Annotated in this window: 17 protein-coding genes and 1 pseudogene; 9 read left to right on the plus strand and 9 right to left on the minus strand. The window is 60.3% G+C overall.

Features of this window, described 5'->3' with window-relative positions:
* Nucleotides 1–126, plus strand: a pseudogene (locus EN862_RS28620) (IS481 family transposase); the annotation flags it as partial.
* A 102-nt stretch (nt 127–228) separates the two neighbouring features.
* On the opposite strand, the gene EN862_RS28625 reads toward EN862_RS28620, so the two are convergent.
* On the minus strand, nt 229–864 hold the full coding sequence (locus tag EN862_RS28625) for a TetR family transcriptional regulator (protein ID WP_127867622.1): 636 nt from the start codon (nt 862–864) through the stop codon (nt 229–231).
* Between the two features lie 237 nt (nt 865–1,101).
* Between EN862_RS28625 and EN862_RS28630 the strand changes: the two genes are divergently transcribed.
* Both EN862_RS28630 and EN862_RS28635 read left to right on the plus strand, forming a co-directional pair.
* Nucleotides 1,102–2,082: an efflux RND transporter periplasmic adaptor subunit gene (locus tag EN862_RS28630; protein ID WP_210235684.1), complete on the plus strand. Its 981-nt coding sequence runs from the start codon at nt 1,102–1,104 to the stop codon at nt 2,080–2,082.
* Nucleotides 2,079–5,171 (plus strand): efflux RND transporter permease subunit, encoded by a 3,093-nt coding sequence (locus EN862_RS28635; protein ID WP_127867620.1) that lies wholly within the window; start codon nt 2,079–2,081, stop codon nt 5,169–5,171. The genes EN862_RS28630 and EN862_RS28635 overlap by 4 nt, the downstream gene beginning before the upstream one ends.
* A gap of 993 nt (nt 5,172–6,164) precedes the next feature.
* Here the strand turns inward: EN862_RS28635 and EN862_RS28645 are convergent.
* Nucleotides 6,165–6,635 (minus strand): hypothetical protein, encoded by a 471-nt coding sequence (locus EN862_RS28645; RefSeq protein WP_245519720.1) that lies wholly within the window; start codon nt 6,633–6,635, stop codon nt 6,165–6,167.
* Between the two features lie 407 nt (nt 6,636–7,042).
* Complete coding sequence (locus EN862_RS28650) at nt 7,043–11,848, minus strand: winged helix-turn-helix domain-containing protein (protein WP_193771597.1); 4,806 nt, start codon at nt 11,846–11,848, stop codon at nt 7,043–7,045.
* A gap of 212 nt (nt 11,849–12,060) precedes the next feature.
* On the opposite strand from EN862_RS28650, the gene EN862_RS28655 reads away from it, so the two are divergent.
* Nucleotides 12,061–12,891 (plus strand): DUF1194 domain-containing protein, encoded by an 831-nt coding sequence (locus EN862_RS28655; RefSeq protein WP_193771598.1) that lies wholly within the window; start codon nt 12,061–12,063, stop codon nt 12,889–12,891.
* A gap of 260 nt (nt 12,892–13,151) precedes the next feature.
* Here EN862_RS28655 and EN862_RS28660 read toward each other — a convergent pair whose 3' ends face one another.
* The 3 genes from EN862_RS28660 to EN862_RS28670 all read right to left on the minus strand — a co-directional run bounded on the left by EN862_RS28660 (nt 13,152) and on the right by EN862_RS28670 (nt 16,098).
* On the minus strand, nt 13,152–14,228 hold the full coding sequence (locus tag EN862_RS28660) for a medium chain dehydrogenase/reductase family protein (RefSeq protein WP_127867617.1): 1,077 nt from the start codon (nt 14,226–14,228) through the stop codon (nt 13,152–13,154).
* 560 nt (nt 14,229–14,788) lie between these two features.
* A complete protein-coding gene (locus EN862_RS28665; RefSeq protein ID WP_127867616.1) occupies nt 14,789–15,478 on the minus strand; it encodes an alpha/beta hydrolase in 690 nt (229 codons plus the stop codon).
* Nucleotides 15,479–15,585: 107 nt separating this feature from the next.
* Nucleotides 15,586–16,098 (minus strand): DNA starvation/stationary phase protection protein, encoded by a 513-nt coding sequence (locus tag EN862_RS28670; RefSeq protein WP_127867615.1) that lies wholly within the window; start codon nt 16,096–16,098, stop codon nt 15,586–15,588.
* 491 nt (nt 16,099–16,589) lie between these two features.
* Between EN862_RS28670 and EN862_RS28675 the strand changes: the two genes are divergently transcribed.
* Nucleotides 16,590–17,351, plus strand: coding sequence for an alpha/beta hydrolase (locus tag EN862_RS28675; protein ID WP_245519721.1), 762 nt, complete (start codon nt 16,590–16,592; stop codon nt 17,349–17,351).
* Between the two features lie 247 nt (nt 17,352–17,598).
* A complete protein-coding gene (locus EN862_RS37000) occupies nt 17,599–17,925 on the plus strand; it encodes a heme-binding protein (RefSeq protein ID WP_245519722.1) in 327 nt (108 codons plus the stop codon).
* 261 nt (nt 17,926–18,186) lie between these two features.
* Here the strand turns inward: EN862_RS37000 and EN862_RS28685 are convergent, their stop codons facing one another.
* The 3 genes from EN862_RS28685 to EN862_RS28695 all read right to left on the minus strand — a co-directional run bounded on the left by EN862_RS28685 (nt 18,187) and on the right by EN862_RS28695 (nt 21,386).
* A complete protein-coding gene (locus tag EN862_RS28685; protein ID WP_127867614.1) occupies nt 18,187–18,486 on the minus strand; it encodes a putative quinol monooxygenase in 300 nt (99 codons plus the stop codon).
* A gap of 116 nt (nt 18,487–18,602) precedes the next feature.
* Nucleotides 18,603–19,286: a type 1 glutamine amidotransferase domain-containing protein gene (locus tag EN862_RS28690; protein ID WP_127867613.1), complete on the minus strand. Its 684-nt coding sequence runs from the start codon at nt 19,284–19,286 to the stop codon at nt 18,603–18,605.
* A 300-nt stretch (nt 19,287–19,586) separates the two neighbouring features.
* Nucleotides 19,587–21,386 carry a winged helix-turn-helix domain-containing protein gene (locus tag EN862_RS28695; protein ID WP_193771599.1) on the minus strand — a complete coding sequence of 600 codons (1,800 nt, stop codon included), beginning with the start codon at nt 21,384–21,386 and terminating at the stop codon, nt 19,587–19,589.
* A 494-nt stretch (nt 21,387–21,880) separates the two neighbouring features.
* On the opposite strand from EN862_RS28695, the gene EN862_RS28700 reads away from it, so the two are divergent.
* The 3 genes from EN862_RS28700 to EN862_RS28710 all read left to right on the plus strand — a co-directional run bounded on the left by EN862_RS28700 (nt 21,881) and on the right by EN862_RS28710 (nt 24,222).
* Nucleotides 21,881–22,240, plus strand: coding sequence for a response regulator (locus EN862_RS28700; RefSeq protein ID WP_245519723.1), 360 nt, complete (start codon nt 21,881–21,883; stop codon nt 22,238–22,240).
* Nucleotides 22,241–22,418: 178 nt separating this feature from the next.
* Nucleotides 22,419–23,066 carry a response regulator transcription factor gene (locus tag EN862_RS28705; protein WP_127867611.1) on the plus strand — a complete coding sequence of 216 codons (648 nt, stop codon included), beginning with the start codon at nt 22,419–22,421 and terminating at the stop codon, nt 23,064–23,066.
* Nucleotides 23,067–23,172: 106 nt separating this feature from the next.
* Nucleotides 23,173–24,222 (plus strand): BMP family ABC transporter substrate-binding protein, encoded by a 1,050-nt coding sequence (locus tag EN862_RS28710; RefSeq protein ID WP_127867610.1) that lies wholly within the window; start codon nt 23,173–23,175, stop codon nt 24,220–24,222.
* Nucleotides 24,223–24,252: the final 30 nt, after the last annotated feature.

Here is a 24,252-nt window from a genome sequence, read left to right on the forward strand (position 1 = left end):
GCCGCAGAGTTGCCGGTCTGGCTGCACAGATACAATTGGCACCGTCCCCACGGGAGCCTAAAGTCCAAAACACCTATCAGTCGCCTCGCTCTAACCGAGGACAACCTGTTGAGGCTCCACAGCTAGCTGGCGGCCAGAAGGTATTGGTCGGCGTCGCTCCGGCTCGGCTCGGGCCACTGCTTTACTTGTCATAGCTCTGCTCCGAGGTGGCGTGCTTTTGATCTACCGTTATGTGCGTTTTGGCCCGCGGATTGCCTCGAGAAACCCAGCCACCATCGGCGTTGTATTTTCAGTCAGCCCAGACTGTCCGGGAGCGCGGAGCCAATCGAGAACCGATCCATTGACCAAAAGCAGGAGTGCTCGCCCGGCCAATTCTGGTGAGAGGGCAGGCGCGAGTCGGCCGCGCGCGGCGGCCAGTCCGATAACGGACTCGAACAATTTCTGGAGCGCCAAGTCCGCTTCGCGCTGACGCGTAACCACCGGCAGCATGTCCTCGGAATATTCGCAACGCAGCCAGAGTATTGAAAGGATGCGCGAACGTTCCGGATGGGTTTCGAACGCCTGCAGTCCCTCCCGGATTGCGTCCGCCAACTCGCGCAGTGGATCAAGGTCAGGCTGAGCGGCGAGGCGAGCCGTAAGCCGGTCGCCAAACGCCTCATTCGGCATATTGGCCCGGCGCTCCAGCGCAGCGAATATCTCCTGCTTGTCCCGGAAATGCCAGTAGACGGCCCCGCGCGTTACGCCTGCGGCATTTGCGATCTGTTCCAGGGTAGCACGGGACACACCGCGCGCGAGGAAGACGTCGATGGCCGCGGCCAAGACGGCCTCGCGTGTCTGTTCGGCCTCGGCCTTGGTGCGTCTCATGTGAAGTCCTTCCTCTGCGTCAATTTTTACATACATCCACGACTTTCCCTATTTACATACATGCAAGAATGTATATAAGCAAGCCCGAAATTGCCGAGGCCGGCGACGAATTTCATCGCACTGGCCACAACAGAGGGTCTGTCAATGAAGTCCGCATCCACGATTGCCTGCCTGGGATTAGCCGTCTTTGCGTGCGTTGGTGCGTCCGCGCCACCCCCACCACCGGAGGTCCGCCCTGTGCGGACCGTGGTCGCCTCGGCCAGCACGGAAGGGGAGCCCGTGTCGCTAACGGGCCACGTCCGCGCACGCACCGAGGAGAACCTTGCCTTCCGCATTGACGGCCGGATGATTAGCCGCAAGGCCAGTGTGGGGCAGGTGGTCCAGCTGGGCGACGTCGTCGCGGAAATCGATCCGCAGCCCCAGCAGGATGGCCTGCATGCCGCGCAGGCGCAGAACGAAGCAGCGCAAGCGGCCGTCCACGAAGCCTCAAACACCCTGCAGCGTCAGAAGGCTCTGCTCGGGCAGGGTTGGACCACCCGGGCCCAGTTCGATGCCGCCGAAAGGGCATATCTGAGCGCGAAAGCCGAGGTGGATTCCACGGCGGCCGTATTGCACACGGCTCAGGACCAGTTCAGCTACACCAAGCTGGTCGCCGACTCGTCCGGCGCCGTGATCGGCACCGGCGCTGAGGCCGGGGAGGTTGTCAAAGCTGGCCAGACGATTGTCACTGTCGCGCACGGTGACGGTGCCGACGCCGTCTTCGACGTGCCGGCGAGCCTCATGCGCCAGGTGGCCCCTGACGCGCCGATCGACGTCGCGCTGACGGATGATCCGTCGGTGCGCGCCGTTGGCCAGGTCCGGGAGGTGGCGCCACAGGCCGATCCCGTCACCCGCAGCTATCGGGTTAAAGTTGGGCTCAGCGCCTGGCCGAAGGCGATGCGCCTTGGCGCAACAGTAACCGGTCAGACGCATATGCAGGTAGCGAGCGGCATAGAGCTGCCAGCAACCGCCTTAACGACGGCAGAGGACCGGCCGGCGGTCTGGATCGTCGACGGCAAAACGCAGCAAGTCTCGCTTCGAACCGTCGATCTGCTTCGACAGGATTCTTCCCATATTGTGGTTTCGCGAGGCGTCGAGAGCGGCGAAATCGTGGTGACGGCCGGCGTGCATGCGCTGCGCCCCGGCCAGAACGTCCGGCTGCTGGGAGCTTCCCAATGAGCCGCTTCAATCTCTCCGCTTGGGCGCTCGCGCATCGCTCGGTCGTCTACTATCTAATGCTCGCTGTCCTGGTCCTTGGCATTGGAGCCTACCTGCAGCTCGGTCGCAACGAGGATCCTACCTTCACCATCAAGACCATGGTGGTGCAGGCGAGATGGCCTGGCGCCACGCTCGACGACACGCTGCACCAGGTAACCGAGCGCCTGGAGCGCAAACTTCAGGAAACACCTCATCTGGACTACCTGAAGAGCTACACCAAGGCCGGCGAGTCCACCGTCTTCGTATATCTGAAGGGATCGACGGCACCGAAGACGGTGGCGGATACCTGGTATCAGGTGCGCAAGAAAATCGAAGACATCAGGCTGACCTTGCCGCTGGGCGTGATCGGCCCGGTTGCCGATGATGAGTTCGGCGACACCTACGGCATCATCTATGGCTTTACCGCCGATGGGTACACCAACCGCGAGCTACGAGATTACGTGGAAAGCATTCGTTCTCGGCTCTTGCAGGTGCCCGACGTCGCCAAGGTGAATTTGATCGGAGCCCAGCCTGAGCGCATCTACATCGAGTTCTCACCTCAAAAGCTCGCGGGATACGGCCTTACCGCGGAAGCTCTGACAACAGCGCTGCAGGCCCAAAACGTCGTGGTTCCCTCGGGTGAGATCGTCACCGATCAGGAAGGCATCAAACTGCAGGTAAGCGGCGCGCTGAAATCCGAGAAGGATATCCTCGCCGTCAACTTTGCAGTGGGCGATCGCATCATTCGCCTTGCCGACATCGCTCAAGTGCGCCGCGAGGATGCCAACCCGCCAGATCCAATCTTTCGCATCAACGGCAAGCCGGGCCTCGGCCTTGGGATCTCCATGCGCGACGGCGGCGACGTCCTGGCGCTCGGTCGCAACGTCGAAGAAACGATAAAGGAACTCAGGAAGGACTTGCCGGTCGGCATCGAGCCCACAATGATCGCCAACCAGCCGGAGACGGTCAGTCATGCAATCGGCGACTTCATGGAAGCGCTGTGGGAAGCGATCGCCATCGTCCTTGTCGTGAGTATTTTGAGCCTCGGCTTCCGCGCCGGGTCCGTTGTCGCGATCTCAATTCCGCTGGTTCTTGCGATCGTGTTCGCGGCAATGCTGGCCTTGGGCATCGACCTTCAGCGTATCTCGCTTGGCGCCCTCATCATCGCTCTCGGGCTGTTGGTGGACGATGCCATGATCACCATCGAGACCATGGTGAGCCGTCTCGAACGTGGCGACGACAAGCCGACCGCGGCCGTCTTCGCCTACGCTTCGACTGCCATGCCGCGGCTTGCCGGGACGCTGGTCACGGTCGCCGGCTTTGTGCCAGTTGGTTTTGCGCGCAGCGACGCAGGTGAATACACGTTCTCGCTCTTTGCCGTGGTGGCGCTGTCTCTAATCGCTTCCTGGGTGGTGTCGGGTCTCTTTGCTCCGGTGGTGGGCGTTGCGCTCCTTGGAAAGCCCAAACATGCGCATAGTGAAACGCTAAGCGCCCCGATGCGCCTGTTCAAGCGTGCTCTGCTGGCTGCAATGCGAGCCAAATGGATCACCATCCTTGTTACGGCGGTTCTCTTCGCTGCAGCCCTGGCCGGGACCCGTCTTATCCCGGAGCAGTTCTTTCCCTCCTCCGATCGGCCTGAGTTGTTGGTGGATCTGAAGCTGCAGGATAATGCCTCGATCCTTGCGACCAACGAGGTCGTGCAACAGTTCGACGAGATCGTGGCCGCCGATCCTGACGTCGAGCATTTCTCGACCTACGTAGGGCAGGGTGCCATACGCTTTTATCTGCCGCTCGATGTAGCCCTGCCGAATCCCTTCTTCGCCCAGTCGGTCATAGTCACCAAAGGGCTCAAGGAACGCGAGCAGGTTCGCGCGCGTCTGGAGAAGGCTTTGGCGACGCGGTTCCCGCAGGTCGTCGCGCGGGTAAATCCGCTGGAGCTTGGCCCCCCCGTTGGCTGGCCGGTGAAATACCGAGTGGACGGACCGGATCCCGCAAAGGTTCGCTCGATTGCCCTGCAGGTTGCCGATGCCGTGGGCAAGACGGCGGGCGTGCGCAACGTCAACTTTGACTGGGTCGAGCCATCACGGGTTATGCGTGTCAAGGTCGACCAGGACCAGGCGAGACAGCTCGGCCTTAGCTCCGCCGTGGTGGCGACCGCGCTCAATGCCATTGTCTCCGGCACGACGATGACGCAGGTTCGCGACGATATTTACCTGGTCGACGTGGTCGCGCGATCAGAGCAGACAGAGCGGACCTCTCTTGAATCGCTTCGCTCGTTGCAGATCCCGCTCCCGGGCGGGCGGGTGGTTCCGCTGAGGCAGATCGCCACCTTCGACTATTCCCAGGAATACCCAATCGTCTGGCGGCGCGATCGCGTTCCGACCCTGACCGTGCAGGCCGACGTGGTGCCGGGTGTGCTGCCGGCAACGGCCGTCAAGGCCTTTGAGCCGCAACTCGCCAATCTCGTGGCGGCACTGCCGAGCGGCTATCACATCGCGACTGGCGGCTCGGTGGAGGAGAGTGGCAAAGCCCAAGCTTCGGTTATGGCTGTGCTGCCGGCGATGGGCCTTCTTGTGCTGACGATCCTGATGTTCCAACTGCAGAGCTTCCAGCGTATGTTCCTGGTCTTGAGTGTCGCTCCGCTCGGCATTATCGGCGTTGTGGCGGCCCTGCTCCTTGCACAAGCTCCGCTGGGCTTCGTCGCGATCTTAGGCGTGCTGGCGCTGACTGGCATGATCGCGCGCAATTCGGTCATCCTGATCGATCAGATCGAGACCGAAAGGAAGACGGGCGCACACCCATGGGACGCAGTCGTCACAGCCGCGATCCACCGGACACGTCCGATCCTGCTCACGGCAGCCGCCGCGACACTTGGCATGGTGCCAATCGCGCCGACCGTCTTCTGGGGGCCAATGGCCTTCGCCATCATCGGTGGACTCGCCGTCGCGACGGTTCTTACCCTGATCTTCCTGCCGGCGCTCTATGTCGCATGGTTCCGGATCAGTGAACCGCATCAGGCCGATTCCGCCATGGAGCCCGCGGAGATGGGCATTCTTGCGCTGCAAGTTTGATTCATTGGCGAGCCGTGGACTGAACCATGGCTCGCCTCATAGCACCTCAGGAGTGGCTTGCCCCAGCTACAGGCCGGAGCCCCATCGTGTGGGCGGCCGGCCCGCTCCACGACGCCCAGGCTTGCGGTCGCGCTTCACAAAGCCATTGCCCACGCTACCGCGGCGTTCCGAACATATGGTGTTTCTGGCCGGTGCGCCGCGGAGCATGCTGGCTACGCTTGAGCTCCCGAGCTTCCTGCTTCTCGGCAACCGTCAGTAGCGGCAGGAGGTATTATCGACGAGGTCCTCGCCAGGCGCAGCAGTCAGCTCGGGCGCGCTCGCAAGCATTTCACGGGACCGCTCTATGAGCCGGCGGTTCTGCTCGATGAGCTCCTGAGTTTCCTTAATGCGGCTGAGGTTTGCCGCTCCCTCTCATCGAGGTACTTAACGAGCTTTTCGGAGTGGCTGATCTGTCGCACGACGATGCCGCCTCAAATAAGCAACGGGACGCCTAGAAACCCGCGAGGCGGGAAACTGTTCCCTCGCATGGCGAACGATGATCGCGGCCAAGCGCAATGACACTGGCCATCGAACTGGCGGCCGACGTATACTGTTGGGGAATGGGTATTTGAAAACGTCGGCCGCCGGCACTTGGGCGGGGCGCGCCACTAGAGGCGCATACTCAGATTCAGGCGTGATTGGATCGCCTTCAATCAGGTTGCCCATTTATGGTGAACAAGCGGTTACTTTCCACAGGCTTGTGAGCAAGGGCCGGGTCGAACGATCGAACCTCATCTCAGCCCACAAATTCTCTCGGCGACCACAACATAACTGTTGTCTGTCAATAGCCTGCAAAGCAGTTCGGCGAAGTCGATTCAAGAAGCTCGGCCACGCACTCGCCGACCGCCTTTCTCTGTTACGGAATGGAGGCTTTGCGCCTCGTTCCCGGAAAGACGTCAGCCGGCGGCCTTGGGGTAATCTGATGGAGACTGACCGGCGGCACCAAGGTCAGTCTCATCCCTTCCACATTGTTGAGCGAAGAAGAGCCTGCAGATGGTCTGGCAGGTCGAGTTCGCCGCGCGCCTCGATCTCCAATAGATATCGAGCCTTGCCCCAGCGACTGCCCTCCGTGATCGCAGGGTACGCGCAGATGGCCAGCAACGCCTTTTCCTCTGCTTGGCTAGCTCTGTCGTGGTCGCGGCTGCTTCCGCCCATGTCGTGGACGGCCTTAATAAACTCCGCATATGCTGTCTTGTGCGCCTCAATCAATGCACGCAGTTCGATGGATGGCTCTTGGTCTCGGCTTGGCAGCTCTGCGGCGAGAGCCGCTGCCGTAACCGTCGACGCGACAACAGCGCTGCTGGAGTGAAAGAGCAGGGCACGGCGATTGATCCTGGACGTATGAACTCTCCTCTTGAATTGTGGCAGGCATGACCGGGTGTCGCAAAAACCAGCGCACAGTACCATGAAGGTTTGCGCAAACATGTCAGGATGCGTCGCCGTCACAGCGCACCGCTAACCTCACTGGGTGATGTTGGGCAGGCTATGCTGGTCGTCACAAAAGACGCTTGCTCTCTCGGCGACGAAAGCCGACCGCCAGCGTCCGGCCCATTCCAGACTACTAGTCTGATCGACATCGAACGAATGGCAGCTTCGCACCTCATTTCGGTCGTTGAGGTCGCCAACCGCCGCTTTCCAAAAGCAGACGTCAAAAATGAACGCTTTGGTGATCGTGGTCGGGCCCGACCGCTAATCCGACGGGCAAGCGAAACAGTGACTGTTAAGCGCCACGCCGTCCGGAGGCGGGGCCGATCCGCCCGGTCATCACTTAGGTAAGACGGTTGGAGTTTCGAGCAGCCGGCCCAAGGGGCGAAGTCTGACCGTTGTCGACGTTAGCCCGGACAGGTGCCCTTTGCAGGGTCTTCAGGAAGGAAGAAGCTTCGCCGCTCGCAAGGCGTTAGTTCGCGAGGGACGGTATGGAGGGCGAAGTCAATAAGCTCCTTGGGTGTCTGGAAGAGGCGAACGATGCTCACTCTTTGTTCGCCGGAAATAATCGCGACGTGGTTGCCGTCGGCGCTGAGAGCTGCACGTGTAAAGCCCGGTCGAAAGGTTGCTTCGTCCTGGCTGCCAAGGACGGCAAGCTGGCGCCCCGATTGCGCCGCCCATAGCCGCACCGTTCGATCTTCGGTCGACGCGGTCACGACATACAAGCCATTGGGGCTGAACTCGGCGCTATCCAGCGCGCCGCTGTGGCCCCTAAGAACCTTTTCCAGATCGCCTGAGACGCTCCATATCCGGGCGGTTCCATCGCGCGAAGCGGTTAGCAACGACTGACTATCGGGACTGAAGGCGACCGCCGTGACCGCGCCGGTATGTCCCTCCAGCGTTCTGACGCTTATTCCCTCCGTGGTCGACCAAATTCGGGCCGTGTGGTCGAGTGAGCCCGTTGCGACCAGTTGACTGTTCGGGTTGAAGGCCGCTGCCGTGATGCGATCCCGATGCCCAACCAGAGCCCTGAGTTCGGCTGCGCTCGTCGTCAAGAGGCGTCCCACATTGTCTTCCCTGGCCGAGAGGATCAGACGTCCGTCAGGGCTAAGAACGGCTTGGGGCAGATTGCTGCTTGTCGCGATGACGGCCAGCTCCGTGCCGGCCGTCGCGTCCCGCAGTTGGGCGGTGCCGTTGATCCATGCGCAAACAAGCGATTTGCCATCGCGACCAAACTGGATCTTGATCAGTCCGGCATCTGATCGGAACTGGGCGGTCTCGTGTCCCGTGGCCACATCAAAAATTCGGACCACGCCCTCAAGAGATGCTGTGGCGACGCGCTTCCCATCTGGGCTGAACGAGGCGCTTTGAATGATCTCATGCGTGTCGAGGCGGATTATCTCGCGCCCGCTCACGACATCCCACAGGTGCGCCGCGCTGTCGCCGCCGCCGGTAAGCAGGTGGACGCTGTCGGGGCTGAAGACCGCGAAAGTCGGCCGATATTCATGTGAGAGCGCCGTCGTCAGGGCGCCGTCGACATCCCAAAGCCGAGCGGTGCCATCGTGTGAAGCAGTCAGTAGAATGTTGCTGTCGACCGGGCTGAATTCCAAATGCTCGACCAAGGCTTCATGACCGGCGATCGTCGTCACCAACGAGGCCCGTTCAGCGTCCCAGATGCGGATCGGCCCATTGATCGAGGTCGTCGCAAGGAAGCGGTCGTCATGGGAGAAGGCACCGTTCATCTCCACATCGCGTTCATCTGTGTCGATGTCAGGCTTCAACCCCGAAACCTCTTGGCCGAGCACCTCATCCAGCGTTCCCAACGTTCCATCCCAAATCCGGGCAGTGCCGTCGAGGGATACCGTGGCGATCCGTTGACCCCCGTGGCTGAAAATCACGCCGTTCAATTGCGTGTCGCTCTTGCTGCCGGCCAACTTTGCGATCTCCGTTCCTTTCGACACATCGAAAAGGCTGGAAGTGTCGCGATGTGAATGCCAGCCCCACGGGCCGGCCACCATCCGGCTTCCGTCCGGGCTGAACGCCAGGGTGTATGGCCAGGAGGTCACTCGGATCGACTGCGTCAGTGCGCCGTCCGCGGTATTCCAGATAGACACAGAATGCTTGCCTGCCGTCGCGAAGCTGCGGCCGTCTGAACTGAAAGCAGCACGCGTATATGCGTCGCTGCTTACACCTAGGACTTTCTTTCCGGTCTCAGCATCCCAGAGCGTCGCATTGCTGTTCTCCCCCGCCGTCAGCACCCGGGTGCCATCCGGGCTGAAGATTGCCGTCGGGTAATTGCCTACCGGCCGCAGGATGGAGAGCTGCTCTCCCGAGACGGCGTCCCAGAGACGTGCGGTGCCGTCCCTCGCGGCCGTCAGGATACGGCTTCCGTCGGGGCTGAATTCGGCCCTCTCCACGGCCCCATCATGACCCTTTAGAATTGCAGTTTCGGCACCGCTGGAGACGTCCCAGACGGCTGCAGTTTTGTCGTAGGATGCGGTGACGACGCGATCGCCTGTAGGATTGAATGCCGCATGCGCCACACCGCCGCCAGGGCGGAGAATTTCGATCTGCCGGTGCGCCAGCAGAGCCTTGTAGAGAGCTGCCTCCGCTTCAAAGAGATATGGCCGCTCGGGTTGCTCTTTCGAGGGTAGGGCCTCAAGCGCCAACCGGATCGCAGCCTCTGTGTTGCCTGCCGCGGCGGATCGCTCCGAGAGGAACGAGAGCGAAAGGAACTGATTGCGTAGCGCCTGATCGCGTTGGCCTCTTGCTTCCTCCCGCGCTTTAAAGGCGACCAGTGCGCCTGCACCCGCCATAAGAGCGAGCATTATTGCCACGACAGCGGCGTACCGTGTCCGCCGGGCAAGCCGGTTTGCTGCGGCAGCCGCGAGGCTCCGGCGTTCGGCCTCGCGCTCCAGGCGCTCGCGTTTTGCCTCTTCGGCAGCCGCGACCAGCGCTAGCTCTGCCTGACGATCCTTCTCCTCCTTCTGCCGATGGGCACGCAAGGACTCCTCGATGTATTCAAGGACGGCAGCGTCGACCTCCTCCCGCCTTGAAAGCATCAACTCTTCGCCCTCCGCCAGGCGTTTGCCGGAGGGAAGGAGAAGCTCTCGATTCCTGCTTTCCAGGTGCCATCGGTGGGTGTCGGCCCTCAGGCGTTCGCGCGTCGCGAGAAAGTTCCGGTTTGCATTCACAATGTCACTGGCGCGGGGCCAACGGCTCAAGAGTGCTTCATGTGCTAGACGAACGAAAACACGCCCCGCGGCGTCCTCGTCGCTGACGAGGAGCCGTGCGTCGATCAAGGCCCTGACGAGGGTTGATCGCGCGGGAGTGCTCGCAACTTCGGTATACTGGGCCGGACGTGCCGTGACTGTTTCATCGCCCAGGCTCGCCGTGGTGAGTGCGCGCAACACCGAGGGCAAGGCCTCCTGGATGCCGGGCTCCAGCGAGTCCACGACTTCGTCGGCGCGGCGCGCGATTGCGCCTTCGAGCCCGCCGAGCGCACGATAATGCGCAAAGGTGAGAACGCGTCGGTCGCCACTGGCTTGGTACAACGCGTCGAGGACAAACTCGAGAAGCGGCAATGATCCGGGATCGGCAGTTGCTGCCGCCTGCAGCACGTCATCGAGCCGCCCCAACTCGGCACTCTCCTCGAAGCGGAGCCCAGCCACGACCGCAGGTTCGCGGATCATCTGCGCGATCTCTGGGCCGGTTGGTGGCAGAAGTTCGTAGCTGGCGAGGCCGTCCTTGAGCGCCGAGAAACCCGGAACCTCGCCGCATCGGTGAAAGAAGTCCGAACGGATCGCCGCTATAACCCAGACCAGTCCACTCGCCGCCAGCACCGCCATGAACCGGACAAGGGCCACGCGCGTCGCAGGCTGCCTCTCCGTCGTGAACAGCTCCTCCAGTTGATCGATGACCACAAGCAGTCTGATCTGCGAGCGAGCCGGCCCGGCGGCCTTACGAAGCGCCTGTCGGACCATCGCCAGGGCTCTATCCGGTGTGCTCCTGCAGAGGCGAGCAAACTCCGCGGCGGTTGCTTCCGAGGACAGCTCCGGCACAGCAGCTTCGTGAAGCAGCGCCGCAGCCAATACAGCGAATGCATCCGGTCCCTCGGAGAGGCGGATCAGGCAGCGGCGCCACAAGGATATGCCTGCCACGGCTCCAGGTCGCGTCAATGATGGCAGCAGGCCGGCGCGCAGGAGGGAAGACTTGCCACAACCGCTCATTCCGTAGATGAGCAGGAATGCCGTGCCGCTTGCTGCCTGCTGCTCCAGTCTGGCCGTGCAGGCGGCAATCGCCCGGGCTCGGCCGAAGAATAGATCGGCATCTTCGAATTCGAAGGCATCGAGACCGCGAAATGGCGACCTGACCGGCTCCTCGGACGCAAGACATACGCCGTAGATGCGCAAGGCACGGGCGACATCCTTCAGTTTGTGCTCGCCGAGATCGATGAATTCCAGCGAGAGGTGGTCCTGAGCCTGGGCGCGGACCGCTTCCGTGATGCAAATCCCGCCGGGGCGTGACAAGGTTTGAAGATGAGCTGCGACCTCGATGGCCTCGCCCCTGAGGTGGTCACCCTCGGCGACGACGTAACCGAGGTCAACGCCGATGCGGAAGCGCCTCTGCTTTGTCTCGGGAACCTCGCAGTTCCGCCTATCGACCTCATGCTGGATCTCGTTCGCACACCGCAGTGCCTCGACAGGGCCAGCAAACTCCGCAAGGACTGTCTCGCCGACGCTCGCGAAGACACGGCCGGAATGTTTTATCAGCAGCCGATCAAGGACCTCCCTGTACGCCGGCTTAGGTGCAGCAATGCTCCGCTCATCCTTGCCTGCCGGCCGGACTTCGGCGGCCAATTCTGCCGCCAGAATTGTAACCAATCTTGGTCCGGCATCTGAGGGAAGGACCAACCTGTAACCGCGCCTCGGCACTGTCTGCACGACGGCCTGGCGACTGTCGTTAAGCGCCGCACGGATCTCGTGAATGCATTGGACCAGGCTGTCATCGGTGACGGCTAGCCCATTCCAGACCGCCTTCATCAGCTCGTCCTTGGTGATCACGCGATCAGCATTCTCCAGAAGGTGGCGAAGTACCGCAAAGGTCTGGTGGCGAACTGCGATTGTCCTGTTGAACTGGTCGCGCAAGGTCTCGCTGCTCACGTCGGCGGTCACGCCGTTGAGCACGAACGTCGTGGGCGGCGAGCTATTCAAGCCGGTTCCCCTCAAGCACGAAGCCGCAGCCCCATACTAGCACGGTTTCGTGTTTCGAAGACTGATCATCATCCAGGCCCTGGGAGCGCGGATTTCGGCGAATGATCGTAAGCCGTTCGTGACTTGGCAAATGCCCCGGACCGACAATTCCACAATTCCATTGTCGGTGAGAGGGGTTCGCTATGGACTGCTTAGTACGGATTGCCGGAAGCATGGGTGCAAGAACAGTGCTGCGGCTTACGGGCGCCTTCCTGCTCGCCCTATTCTTCGCGACAGCGCCACAAGCTCACTCGACGGACCGTCCCGCTGGCGGCTTGGCCGAAGTCGATTTGCAATTGATCCTTGCCGTGGACGTCTCGCCGTCGATGAGCAGAATTGAGCAAAAAGTGCAGCGCGACGGCTATGTTGATGCTTTCCGCCACGCGGACATCGCCATGGCAATCAAGGCCGGAGAACTGGGAAGAATCGCAGTCCTCTATCTGGAGTGGGCGGGACCAAATCAGCAAACCGTCATCGTGCCGTGGACAATTGTTGAAAGCCGCGAGGACGCTCTGACTTTGGCGGACAGGCTTGCGGCTCTGTCGTTGACTGAAGGCCGCGGAACGTCGATTTCCGGCGCGTTGCAGGCCGCGAATGGACTGTTTGCGAAGAGCGGCTTGCGCAGCCCGCGCCGTGTTATTGACGTATCCGGCGACGGACCCAACAATGCCGGGGCACCCGTTGACCCCATCCGGCAGTTTCTTCTCGCGGAAGGTGTGGCGATCAACGGGCTGCCTATCGCACTACCCCGCAATGGCGAGTCCGACGGGTTTGCACGGTACGACCATTCCAGCCTGCAATCCTATTTCGAGCGCTGCGTCATCGGCGGACCGGACGCATTTGCAATCGGCGTCACCGACGCCGCGATGTTCGCCACAGCGGTCCGTCGAAAGCTGGTTCGTGAAATCTCCATGAACGTGGATCAGGTGATCTACGCCGCGTACACGGAGCGTTCCGGCCGCACGGTCGATTGCAACATGATTGGTCAGTTGCCAGGTCGATGAGCTCGGCAATGTGGTGCCAGCAACGGAATAGCTTCGCGCATTTCTGCCGACAGTCAAACAGAGCAGGTAGCATCAACAGCGATGAACGCCGCCAAAGGCTGAAGGGCTGCTAGTCGATAACTTCGTTCCAAAACCGGAAGGGCAAGTTTCGGCCCCTTTTCAGACTAACCAGTGTGATCGAAATCGAGCGAAGGCAGCTTTGCGCCTCGAAGCGGTCGTTGAAAGGGCCAAGGCCGACGCTGGCGGCGGCTCTTCATGGTTCAAAGGCTCTGCTCTTGCTCAGCAATACCTTGTCGGGATGCCAGCGAATTGCAGATCAGCACGAGCTTGCCCTTGACGCCTCCCTGACCGAGCAGTTCCTGGGCGCGACGAGCCTCGGTCAATGGCATCCGCATGGCCACCATCGGCTTGATTTTGCCGTCGCGAAGCAGCTTGAGCAGGGCGCTGAGATCTTCGCGGAACCAGGCGGGCTTCCACCGTTTCAAATATTGTATGCTGTAGGGGAGTATGCGTCGTCGGCCTGGTGAGACGAAAGCGCAGACCGCGTACCACACAGGTCGAAGTATCCCGCGTAGGCGATAGCGTAAGCCTCCTGCCAATCGGCCCTTCTGCAGAAATGAAGTGAAGCCATACGCTATGACGCGGCCACCGGGCCTCAGAGCCCGAAACGACCGCCAGACATTGGCTTTGCCGACCCCGTCGAAGACGACATCCACGCCGCCGTTTGTCAGGCGATGGGCCTCTTTGACGAAGTCGGCCCGTTCGTAGTCGATCGGCGTGGCCCCGAGATCAGATACGATCTGATGATCCGCAAGAGACGCAGTCCCATACATCTCTAAACCTGCCAGGCGGCCAAGTTGCAGCAGAGCCGTGCCGACTCCACCGGCCGCGCCATGAATGAGAACCCGTTGACCCGGTGAAGCATGCCCAAGGCGATGCATCATCTGATGGGCTGTGACGTAGTTCAGCACGAGGCTAACTGCCTCGATCGGATCAACGCCAGTCGGAACTGAAGTGAGTTCATCTTCAGGGAGGCAGATGAACTGGGCGTAGCCACCATGAATGGGCAATGCCGCAACCAGTTTACCGAGCATTGCATGGGACGCACCCTCTCCGGCTTCGTCTACGATGCCCACGATGTCCCATCCTGGCGTGAATGGCAGGGTCGTTTTTTCTGGATGGATCCCCTCTCGCATCAATAGCTCTGCGAAGGAGACGCCGGCGGCGATTATTTGCACCCGCAACTCACCTGAAGCCGGATGGGGCGCGTCGTCCTCCACGATCTCCAGAACTTCAGGTCCGCCATGATGGCGAACAACGACGCGCAGAGACTTCACGGCGGGCTCGGTCCGGATTGGACTCCTCCACTGAGGCAAACTCAGACGAAAGGATAGCGCGCGCGGTATGAAGCGCTTTGCTCCAGATCAAACCCACCAGAGATCGGTCGCCACCCACGAATAGCTGCTTATTTGCGCAGAATGACATTGCGACGCAGCCCTCACAGGAGCAGGTCAATTGCCATTGGGCGCGGGTGGAAACAATGACCGTTTGGGCTCACGACCTGGCAGTTTGAATGTCTGATATCCTCGTTCTGGAGGCGGAAGCCGTCATTCCGCTTTCGGCCCCATTTCGGTCATTCACTACGAAGAAGTTCATGGCGACCGTGGCCACAATGTCGATATCCCGAAGCTAGTTGTTAATCTCGTTCGTCGTCGTTAGGTTCGCCAGACCATACGAGAGAATACGAAGGAAATGGGTTGGCGAACCATCCGCTAACGTATTGATTTCCGGTAGAAAACGACGACCCTCCGGGCCCACCAGAACGCCTATCTAAGTATTTGTTGATATTTTTTCGAGTTGCTCACAATGTGGACTCGAACCCCCGGCGCCTCGACGTCTAACCCGCAACCTTCGTCGCGGCGCTGGCGATGAATTCTGCCACCGTTTCCGGCTGCGAAAGCATCGGAACATGGCTGCTCTGGAGGACCATAGTTTCGGCACCCATGCGGTCAGCGGAGTCCCGTTCGACGGCCGGCGGAATGGTTTCGTCGTGTGCCGCGACAATGTACCAGGACCGTTTGGAGCGCCATGCGGCTACTGACACCTTGTCGCTGAAGCACCGTGCGGCCAGCGGGCCCTGCGTGGCGTAGACGATGTCGGCCTCTTCCGCCGGGAGGTCCTGGACGAAATGCTTGCGGACACCTTCGGGCGTCAGCGCCACATAGCCCTCGCCATAGGGTTTGATCTCGGCCGCAGCGGGGGCCGGCGGATAGTCCTTCCACCACTCGCCGAATGACTGGCCACTGTCCGGCGCACCCGCTGCGATATATACAAGTGCCTTTACCTGCGCATGGTTGCCGGCCTCGGTGATCACCGCGCCGCCCCATGAATGACCGACCAAAAGGACCGGCCCTTCCTGCATTCCGATGACGCGATGCGTCGCCGTCACGTCGTCGGCCAGCGAACTCAGTGGGTTCTGAACAGCTACTGCTTTGAGACCTCGTTTCGTCAGAAGAGGAATGACTTTTGCCCAACAGGAACCGTCTGCAAACGCCCCATGGACGAGCACTATAGTTTTGATTGCCATGTTTACTTCTCCTTTGTTATGAACGAGCGCAGTTTACCGGGAGGAATGGGCCTCACGGGCAAAGCTGGTTGCCAACCAGGCAACGCAGTTGGGACCGTTCCAGCAGCTCAGCTGCCGCGCAGTGTTTCGAAAAGGAACCAGACGCGCTTCTCGGTCTCGTCGATCCAGTTTTCCAGAAGGCTGGCTGTGGCCACGTCGCCATATTCGTCGCAAACATCGTGCGTCGAGCGCATGCTCGCGACGAGCGCCAGGTTGTCCTCGCGAAGTTCGGCGAGCATCTCGTGCGGGCGGATGAAATCCGTGTCGTTGTCCAGGAGCCGCTGCCTGCGAGAAATGTCTCCGACCGACTTGATGGTGCCGGCGCCGAGCGCGCGACCCCGCGCCGCCAGCGGATCGGTCATAGCCAAGATTTCGGCGCTCTGATCGTCGAGCAGAAGGTGGTAGTCGCGGAAATGGGGACCCGACATATGCCAATGGAAATTCTTGGTCTTCACATAGAGTGCAAAGATGTCGGCGAGCAGCACTCTTGCGGCGGCGCCGATGTCCCTTGCCGCGTCTGCGCCCAAGCCGGTCGGGGTCTTCAGGTCGTAAGCTACGGGTGAATTATCAGTAGCGTCCATGAGACAGTCTCCTGGTGTTGCAGGGGGAACTCGTCCGCGTTCGGGCTGTTTCCTCGGATTTTCGGCATTGCGTTTGCGGTTTGCCGGAGAAGCTGTGGCCGGCGCCGGAAGCGCTCCCGAACAACATATTCTGTTGCCGTTTGAAGCGGTGGTTAAACGAGGTGAATTCGAACCATCGCGGCGCGCGCGGCGGAGGTAGGGAGTTCCCCGGGCGGACCTATCCCGCACGGTCTGCAGCGATCGACCGTCTGAGGCAAGGCGCGACCGCCGCAAGGCGATCCATAGGTGTTAGACCATCCGTTCTGTGAACGCCGCCGTGGAAAGAAATGGGATTGGTTCCAGCTTGGGTCCCAGCCCCGACCGACGGCAGCCATTTAACCTTTTTTTACGGGTGGAAAATGGCGGTCGCGCATAGATTCGCCAATGCAAAGCAAGGTCGGATTGGCGAGAGCGTCAACGATCAAGATCTCCATCAATAAAGGAATTTGGCGATGAAAATGTACGAAAGCATTATTGGCTTGAGCATCCTGCTGAGCGCTGCTGGAGCAGCAAGCCTGCCAGCTTCGGCCGCCGAGCTGAAAGCCAAAACTGCGGTCCTGGTCCATGGTGCGTTTGCCGACGGATCGAGTTGGGCCAAAGTCATTCCATATCTGGAAAAGGCTGGTCTCAAGGTCATTGCGGTTCAGAACCCGCTCGACTCTCTGGACAATGACGTCGCCGCCACGAAACGGGCCATTCAAAATGCGGAAGGTCCGGTCGTCCTGGTCGCCCATTCCTGGGGCGGCGCCGTCATCACGGAGGCGGGGAATGACGAAAAGGTCAAATCGCTCGTCTATGTTGCCGCTTATGCTCCGGACACAGGCCAATCGGTGGAGACCGCTACTTCGAAATATCCGCCACCGGAAAGTCTGAAGGCCTTCAACAAGGATCCGAATGGCTACCTCACCATCAGTGACGAGGGCATCAAGAAATACTTCGCCGCCGACCTTTCGCCTACGGAACAGGCCGTCGTGGCGGCGACGCAGGGACCATTCCATATCCGGACACTATCGGCACCAGTGACCCACGCCGCATGGCGCGAGAAGCCTACCTTCATGGTTGTTGCGACGAACGATGCGATCATTCCGCCTCAGATGGAAAAGGATCAGGTCAAGGCCGCCAACGCCAAGGCGATCGAACTGCCGGCTAGCCACGTCGCTATGCTGTCCCATCCAAAGCAGGTCGCTGATCTGATAATCAAGGCGGCAGAGTAGCGAAATTGCCGACGCCACGCCGAGGCGCGCGAAAGCGGCCTTTTGCGACGCAACCTGCCGAACGCTCGGCTCTCGCAGACGCGGTCGCGGGAGAAAATAACGATCGATAACGCCGAAGCGTTTGGTGAGGAACCGGAAGCCGTCATCATTTGACGGCCTTCCGGGGCGCGCTGCAATCTCGTGGCAAACAAAGTGCCCCGTTGCCTCTAAGCGGAAGTAAGGTAAGTCAATCGGCATTGAGGCTTGTGTGCCGCGATCATACGACAGCCTTACGCTCGACGTTGCGGTCGTCGATGCCGTTGGCCACCTGATCGCTTTCATCCGTCAGGATGGAGCCCTCATGGGCAGTATCGACCTCGCCATCAACAAGGCAGTGACAGCGAGAATGTTTGACGGGCCGGCGAGCCAGGCCCAGTCGGGCAAACCGTCGTTCGGCATTCAGGAAAGCGATGCCGGCAAAGTTGTCATCTTCGACGCTGGCATACCGTCACCATTGGCGGCAACATCGTTGGCGCCATTGAGGCGAGCGCCGAGACGATTGAGCAGGACGTTTCAGTTGCGGACGCAGCCGTAGCCGCACTTCGCCACTCAGCGCAGCCGCCGTCCGATCATCAAGGGTTACGATTCGCCGGAAGGCTATGGATGGTGCTGTCTCGACACCGCAACCGGGACCTATGTCTCGTTATGTTTGAAGGCCGTGTCGAGGAGGCGGTGACGCCGGCGCGTGCCAGCTCTGGTCGTTAGGCCGTGCAGCCGACCGCGTGAGGCTCCCGCCAGTCCGTCTCCAAAGGGCTTGAACGACCTCTATCATGAATGTTCGCCAGCCTCGACGGCCTCAGGACACCGACACCGCCTCGAGTACGAAAGCTGACCGGTCTGCCAGCGAAGGAATACGCGCCAGATAATCCTGGTAGTGCGGCGTCCCCCGGTGCGCCTCCACCGCATCCCTGTCGCGATAAAGCTCGTCGAGAATATAGCATTCCGGGCTGGCCTGATTGCGCCAGACATCCCAGCGCAGATTGCCCGGTTCGGCTCTGCAATGCGGTGCCATGGCAACGAGTAATGCCTCCAGGTCAGCGGCCTTGCCGGGATGGGGGGTTAGGATTGCAGTGATCTTGGCTGGTGACTGAGTCATGCGAACGGCTCCCGACGATATGCGCACCTGCGCTCGTTTGGAATGGGCGGGCTAGAGGCTACGGAGGTGAGATCACAGCGTGCAAGCCAGCATAGATGTCTCAGGCTGTGTTCTATTCACGCTGGAACGCCAGCCCGTTTGAGGGCGGCGACCAACTCTTTCCCAAGCGGCCCCGCCGAGGCGGGGTTCTGACCGGTGATAAGCCGACCATCAACGATGACATGAGGTTCCCAGTTGGATGCAGACGAGTACTCGGCGCCCTCCGCCCTTAGAGCGTCCTCGAGTTCGTAGGGGACGTCTTCGCGGGCGTAGTCGTACTCTTCCTTCTTTGAGAATGATGTAAGCTTTTTACCGCGTACGAACGGTGCGCCGTCACCAACGTCGACCCCGAGCAGCGCGCACGGACCGTGGCAAACAGCAGCCACGAGCTTGCCCGTGGTCCAGGCGCGCACGACGGCCCTCTGGACGTCCGCATTTCGCTGGATGTCGACCATCGGCCCGAGCCCCCCAGGGACCAGGATCGCATCGTAGTCGGCGACGTCCACTTCGGACAACCTGCGGCTATGATTCAATCGACGAAATGCCTTGCTCTCGAAAAACTCCTTCTGAGCGGGATCTTTCTCGTCATACGCGTCGTAGGGTGTCCATCCCCCAGCAGGCGAGGCGAACTCAACCGCGATTCCCGCTTTATCGAGCTCGCCGAAAGGATGAGCGACCTCGGCGAAAAAGAAACCTGTCTTGCGGTTGTGCGGACCGAGCACGGCGGCGTTGGTGACGATGAACAGGACATGGTGAGTCACGGTCTTCTCCTTTGAATGAAAGATGATGCGTTGCTTCTGCTGTTATTGCTCGGTTAGATCCCGAACCATCGGTGCGCCCAGCTGAGCGGGCTTCGCGAGATATTCCGTCCAGTGAGTTGTGAGCGCGCGAGGCGTGCGCCCCTTCCTTTGCTCCGGGTTCCACTCTGCGCGTCCGACACGAGCGCTACGTCCGCTGGCCACGAAATGGCACCGGACGGGCGACGAATGGTGGGCGCACCTCCGCCTCTGCCGGCAGTGTGGTCATGTCGCGCGACAGTCGCCCGGCGAGCATCTGGCTGCTCACGCCGCGCAGCTCAACACTTGCGACAGAGGATCAGGGTCGGTTTTCTGCGCTGCCTGCAAAGCGCTTTCCAAAGCGCGGCGGTGTGAGCGATCATCTTCGGAGGCCCAACCGCCGGCAATTGCCAGGCCGAGCTGAGGGCGAGCACTCAACCGTTGATCTGGTAGAGGCATCGCATCCAGCTGAGCCAGCGCACGCCCCAAAATGTCGCGACACTCGTCCATCAGCGACAAGTCCCTCCACAGGGGTAGCGATGCGAAAGCCAGGCGAACACCTAGCGCCACGTCTTCACCCGAACCAAGCGTCCATGCCAAGGCGGAGCGGACGTCGTTCAGGCAGCGCTCAAATTTTCGGCGCCGCTCCTGAATTGCAACGACTGCTGACGGATCAATTCCGCGCTCAAGAAATGCGCACATGAATGCTGCATGACTGTGCCGGGCTTCCTTGTCCTCGCCATTGAACCGCAACCGTTCCGCAAGATAGGCACGTGTCGTTGCAAGGAGACGGTAAGTCACTCCGCAATCCTGCCAGTCTGTTTCGATGAAGGACTTGGCGGCTAGCGATGAAAGAATGTCCGCAGCTGTTTTGGGTAGCGTGCCACTTGGAGATAGCGCCACTGCGCCCTCGAGATCAAAAGCGCCGGCGAACACGGAGAGCGCCCGTACAAAGACAGCCTCCCCATCGGATAGCAAGCGGTAGCCCCAATCGAGGGTCGCTTGAAGCGTCTGCTGTCTCGCTGGTGTCTTACGGCATCCGTATGCGAGAACCTCGAAGCGACCTGGTAGCATTTCCAGCAATCTCGCCGGAGTCGTGGCGCCAATCTGTGTTGCGGCGAGCTCGATCGCCAGCGGAATGCCGTCGAGCCGCCGACATATCTCCGCGACGCTTGGGGCGTCCGCATCCTGAAGCTCGTTTCCTGTTTGGTCACATACCCTTGTCGCGAAGAGCTCCACCGCCGGATATGCCATAGCCTCGGATAGAGTTGGGCTTGATCGTGGATCGGTCTTGAGCGGATCCAAACGATATACACATTCACCCCGGATCCGCAGCGGCTCCCGGCTCGTCGCCAGGATCCGCAAGCATTCTAGGCTGGCCGAGAGCCGGTCGATCACGCTCGCAGCAGCGGGCAAAAGGTGCTCGCAATTGTCAATCAGCAACAATCTGCGCTGTCCCTCAAGGGCGTGGACTATCCCTGCGAGCGGCTCGCTGCCTCCCGCGGCTAGCCCCAGTGCCAACGCTAGCGCGGCCGGGATCAACTGAGGATCGGAAATTTGGGCGAGGTCGACGAACATCACGCCGTCGGGGAATTGTGCTGCGACCGCATGCGCCACATTGGTCGCAAGTGCGGTTTTTCCAATGCCACCGGTTCCGGAAACCGTAACGACGGAGTTCCTGGTCAGCCTTTCCTGAACGTCCCTCGATTCATCGACCCTTCCTATGAGCCGGATCTTGGCCGGCAACCCAACAGTCCCGGTCGAAATACGGCGGACAGGAGCGATGAAGCGATAACCGCGACCTGGTACGGTCGCGATGTAATCCTGCCCCGGATCGATCACCTCAAGGGCCCGTCGAAGACTGGCGACATTGACTTTCAGATTGCTGTCGTCGACGAAGGTAGTCGGCCAAGCTGCGGCGATCAGTTCTTGCTTGGTAACAATGTCGCCTGCGGCTGCGACAAGCGCAGTCAGGATGGCAATCGCCCTGCTGCCCACGCGGACCGGAGTGCCGGCGTGCATTAGAAGCTGCCGGCGAACGAATAGCTCAAATGCGCCGAACCGATATCCTGAATCGCTTAGCATATTCCGATGTCCTCCGGACCAGCGCCACTGCCCCCAACGTCGCCGAGTTGCCCATCGGCTCGAACGTTCGGTTGCATTGGCCCCAAGAAGCCAGCGTTGCACCATCGCTGGCGAGGCTAGGCTAGGCAGCAAGGCCGGACAAAGGCTGGGTCGATCGCTCCGGCTGATGCTGATGAGAGTTTAGGGAGGCTAGGGGTTCGATCAATCGTATGCGGGTTTAATCACGGGTATCTGCAGGGGTGCGAGAAGCATACCTTGGTATCTTACGCGTGCTTCCCAACTCGATTGATCGGGCGGCCCATCATTGATTGTTGGCGCGATTGATCGAAGGCCGAGAAAGATGAGTGCCGGCGGGTCGCAAGCCGCCTAGGTAAACCTCTGTATGGTTTCGGCCGTGTAGGCACTCTTGTATGTTGGGTGGGGGGAAAAAAATTCGTTGCTAAGAAAAGGGTCTCCCGGGGGGATTGCCAGTAGTGCCAATGCCGCGAATTCCAATGGTTGCCATAGTCGATGACGACATGGACGTTCGGGTCTCCATCGCCAGTCTCATGCGATCCGCCGGCTATGACGCGGCGCCTTTCGCCTCGGCCGCGGACTTGCTCGATTCAGCAAAGCTGAACGAAGCCGCCGTAATAATTACCGATCTGCAGATGCCGGGGATGACAGGACTTGAACTTTTGGATGTGCTGCGTTTGCGCGGCTACACGACGCCGGTCGTCTTCATCACCGCCTATCCGGAGAAACGTACTTTAAAGCAAGCCACGAGCGCAGGCGCAGTTGGGTTTTTCATCAAGCCGTATGACCCTGGCGCATTGCTCGATTGTGTCGATGCAGTTTTGAGCCAGCCGAGTTGAGATCGCGCAACAACGATAGGTTCCTCGAGCACTTCGGCGATCCGCCTCGAGGCCTTCATTGCATTACGATGTGCCGGTCTGCCAAACGCGGGGACAGAGGTCGCATTTGCGCCAAGTCGAGTCTAGAACTAGGCGAGTGCTTGGCCATCCGTCTGGCCGTTCTGCAAAAGGTGGTTCCATGAAACACGACAGCGGGAACTCGAGCTCAGACACCTCGGTCGTGTATGTCATCGACGACGATGCGTCCTTGCGAGATGCCCTGAGCACGCTATTTCGGTCCGTCGGCCTGGAAGTAGAGTTGTTCGCGTCGGCGGCAGAGTTCCAAGGCAGCCAATTGCGCAAAGTGCCAAGCTGCATTGTTCTTGATATCCGGCTTCCCGGGATCAGCGGCCTCGACTTTCAGGGGCAGTTAGGCAAGTCGGGCATCAACATTCCGGTTATCTTCGTAACTGGCCATGCCGACATCCCGATGTCGGTCCGTGCCATGAAGGCAGGGGCTATCGACTTTCTCACCAAGCCGTTTCGCGATCAGGATATGCTCGAAGCGGTTTTCGCGGCTTTGGCGCGCGACCGCGAGAGGCGGGAAGAGGAGCCATACAACGATGCAATTTCAGCTCTTTATCAAACACTGACGTCAAGAGAAAAAGAAGTCATGTCTCTCGTGACCAAAGGCCTCATGAACAAGCAGATAGCGGGCGAGTTGGGACTGAGCGAGATTACGGTCAAAATCCATCGCGGTCATGTGATGCGAAAGATGACTGTCCACACATTGGCGGACCTCGTTCGTGTTGCCGAGCGCCTCCAGGAACTGGGATCGGTCCGATAGGATGGTGCGTTTCAGCTGCGCCACCGTAGCGACACGACATGTCTCGCCATTGCACTGGGCATAAATTAGCAACAACATAGCTACCAAGGATTTGAGGGGAACTGTGATGCCAAGATTTTCAGTCGGTCAAACCTTCGTCGCCCTATTTCTCGCCGCAAACCTATGGGCATCAGCGGCCCTGCCGGTAGCGCAAGCCGCGGATTACTCGAAAGAACATCCGCTCAAGGTGGCGCTCGTCGTCCACGGCTTCCTCGGCGACAAGAGCTTCATGGATTCGGCGGCAGCTGGCCTGGAAAAAGCAAAGGCCGAGCTTCCGGTTGACGTGAAGATCATCGAGGCCGGTAACGATCCCAGCCGCTGGCAGCCGGCGCTCGCCGACGCCACCGATGCCGGCTATGACGTTGTCATCGCCGGCACTTTCGACATGACCGGCTTCATTGTCGACCTTGCTCCCCAAAATCCCGAGACCAAGTTCATTATCTTCGACGATGCACCGGATTTCTCGAAATGCTCCTGCTCGAATGTGCTCGCAATCGAGTATCAGACTTCGTCCGCGGCATATCTCGCCGGCTATGCCGCGGCCGAGCTCAGCAAGACGGGGACACTTGGCACGATCAGTGGGATGGAGTTCCCAACTGTGACGAACTTCAAGGTAGGATTCGACGAGGGGGCTAAAGCCGCAAGGCCCGACATTAAGATCCTAAGTCAAGTCGCGGGCACATTTGACGATCCTGCCAAGGGCAAAGAGATAGCGCGGGCTCAGCTCGATCAGGGTGCTGATGTGATTTTCCCGATAGCAGGAGCCACCGGTATCGGCGCGCTACAGGCAGTGCGAGATGCACACAAGCTCGCGGTCGGCGTAGATAGCGATCAGGCGACGATCTTCGCTGCTACTGATCAGGCGCAAGCCAACGTGATTTTCACTTCCGTCGAGAAGAGGATCGGTCGGTCCCTCTACATCGCTCTCAAGGATACGATCGAAGGCCAGGCGAAGTACGGCACGCGCCTGCTGCTCGGCCTGCCTGAAGGTGCGGTCGGCATATCGCGCAACGCTTACTACGAGAAGCTTGTGCCCGCCGGCCTTCGGGCCGAGATCGATGCTGTGGAGCAAAAGATATCCAAGGGCGAGATTGTCCCGGAGACGCTATTGAAGTGATCGGAAGCGCTAAGCGCCGAATGGTGTTGA

The sequence above is a fragment of the Mesorhizobium sp. M2E.F.Ca.ET.219.01.1.1 genome, from assembly GCF_004016445.2.
Classification (GTDB): Bacteria; Pseudomonadota; Alphaproteobacteria; order Rhizobiales; family Rhizobiaceae; genus Mesorhizobium.

Bases quoted from the DNA above. Each gene is read 5' to 3' on its own strand.
- EN862_RS28645 (WP_245519720.1), bottom strand. From the start codon at position 6,635: ATGTTTGCGCAAACCTTCATGGTACTGTGCGCTGGTTTTTGCGACACC.
- EN862_RS28665 (WP_127867616.1), bottom strand. From the start codon at position 15,478: ATGGCAATCAAAACTATAGTGCTCGTCCATGGGGCGTTTGCAGACGGT.
- EN862_RS28670 (WP_127867615.1), bottom strand. From the start codon at position 16,098: ATGGACGCTACTGATAATTCACCCGTAGCTTACGACCTGAAGACCCCG.
- EN862_RS28635 (WP_127867620.1), top strand. From the start codon at position 2,079: ATGAGCCGCTTCAATCTCTCCGCTTGGGCGCTCGCGCATCGCTCGGTC.
- EN862_RS28705 (WP_127867611.1), top strand. From the start codon at position 22,419: ATGAAACACGACAGCGGGAACTCGAGCTCAGACACCTCGGTCGTGTAT.
- EN862_RS28675 (WP_245519721.1), top strand. From the start codon at position 16,590: ATGAAAATGTACGAAAGCATTATTGGCTTGAGCATCCTGCTGAGCGCT.
- EN862_RS28700 (WP_245519723.1), top strand. From the start codon at position 21,881: ATGGTTGCCATAGTCGATGACGACATGGACGTTCGGGTCTCCATCGCC.
- EN862_RS28685 (WP_127867614.1), bottom strand. From the start codon at position 18,486: ATGACTCAGTCACCAGCCAAGATCACTGCAATCCTAACCCCCCATCCC.
- EN862_RS28655 (WP_193771598.1), top strand. From the start codon at position 12,061: ATGGGTGCAAGAACAGTGCTGCGGCTTACGGGCGCCTTCCTGCTCGCC.
- EN862_RS28625 (WP_127867622.1), bottom strand. From the start codon at position 864: ATGAGACGCACCAAGGCCGAGGCCGAACAGACACGCGAGGCCGTCTTG.
- EN862_RS28695 (WP_193771599.1), bottom strand. From the start codon at position 21,386: ATGCTAAGCGATTCAGGATATCGGTTCGGCGCATTTGAGCTATTCGTT.
- EN862_RS28710 (WP_127867610.1), top strand. From the start codon at position 23,173: ATGCCAAGATTTTCAGTCGGTCAAACCTTCGTCGCCCTATTTCTCGCC.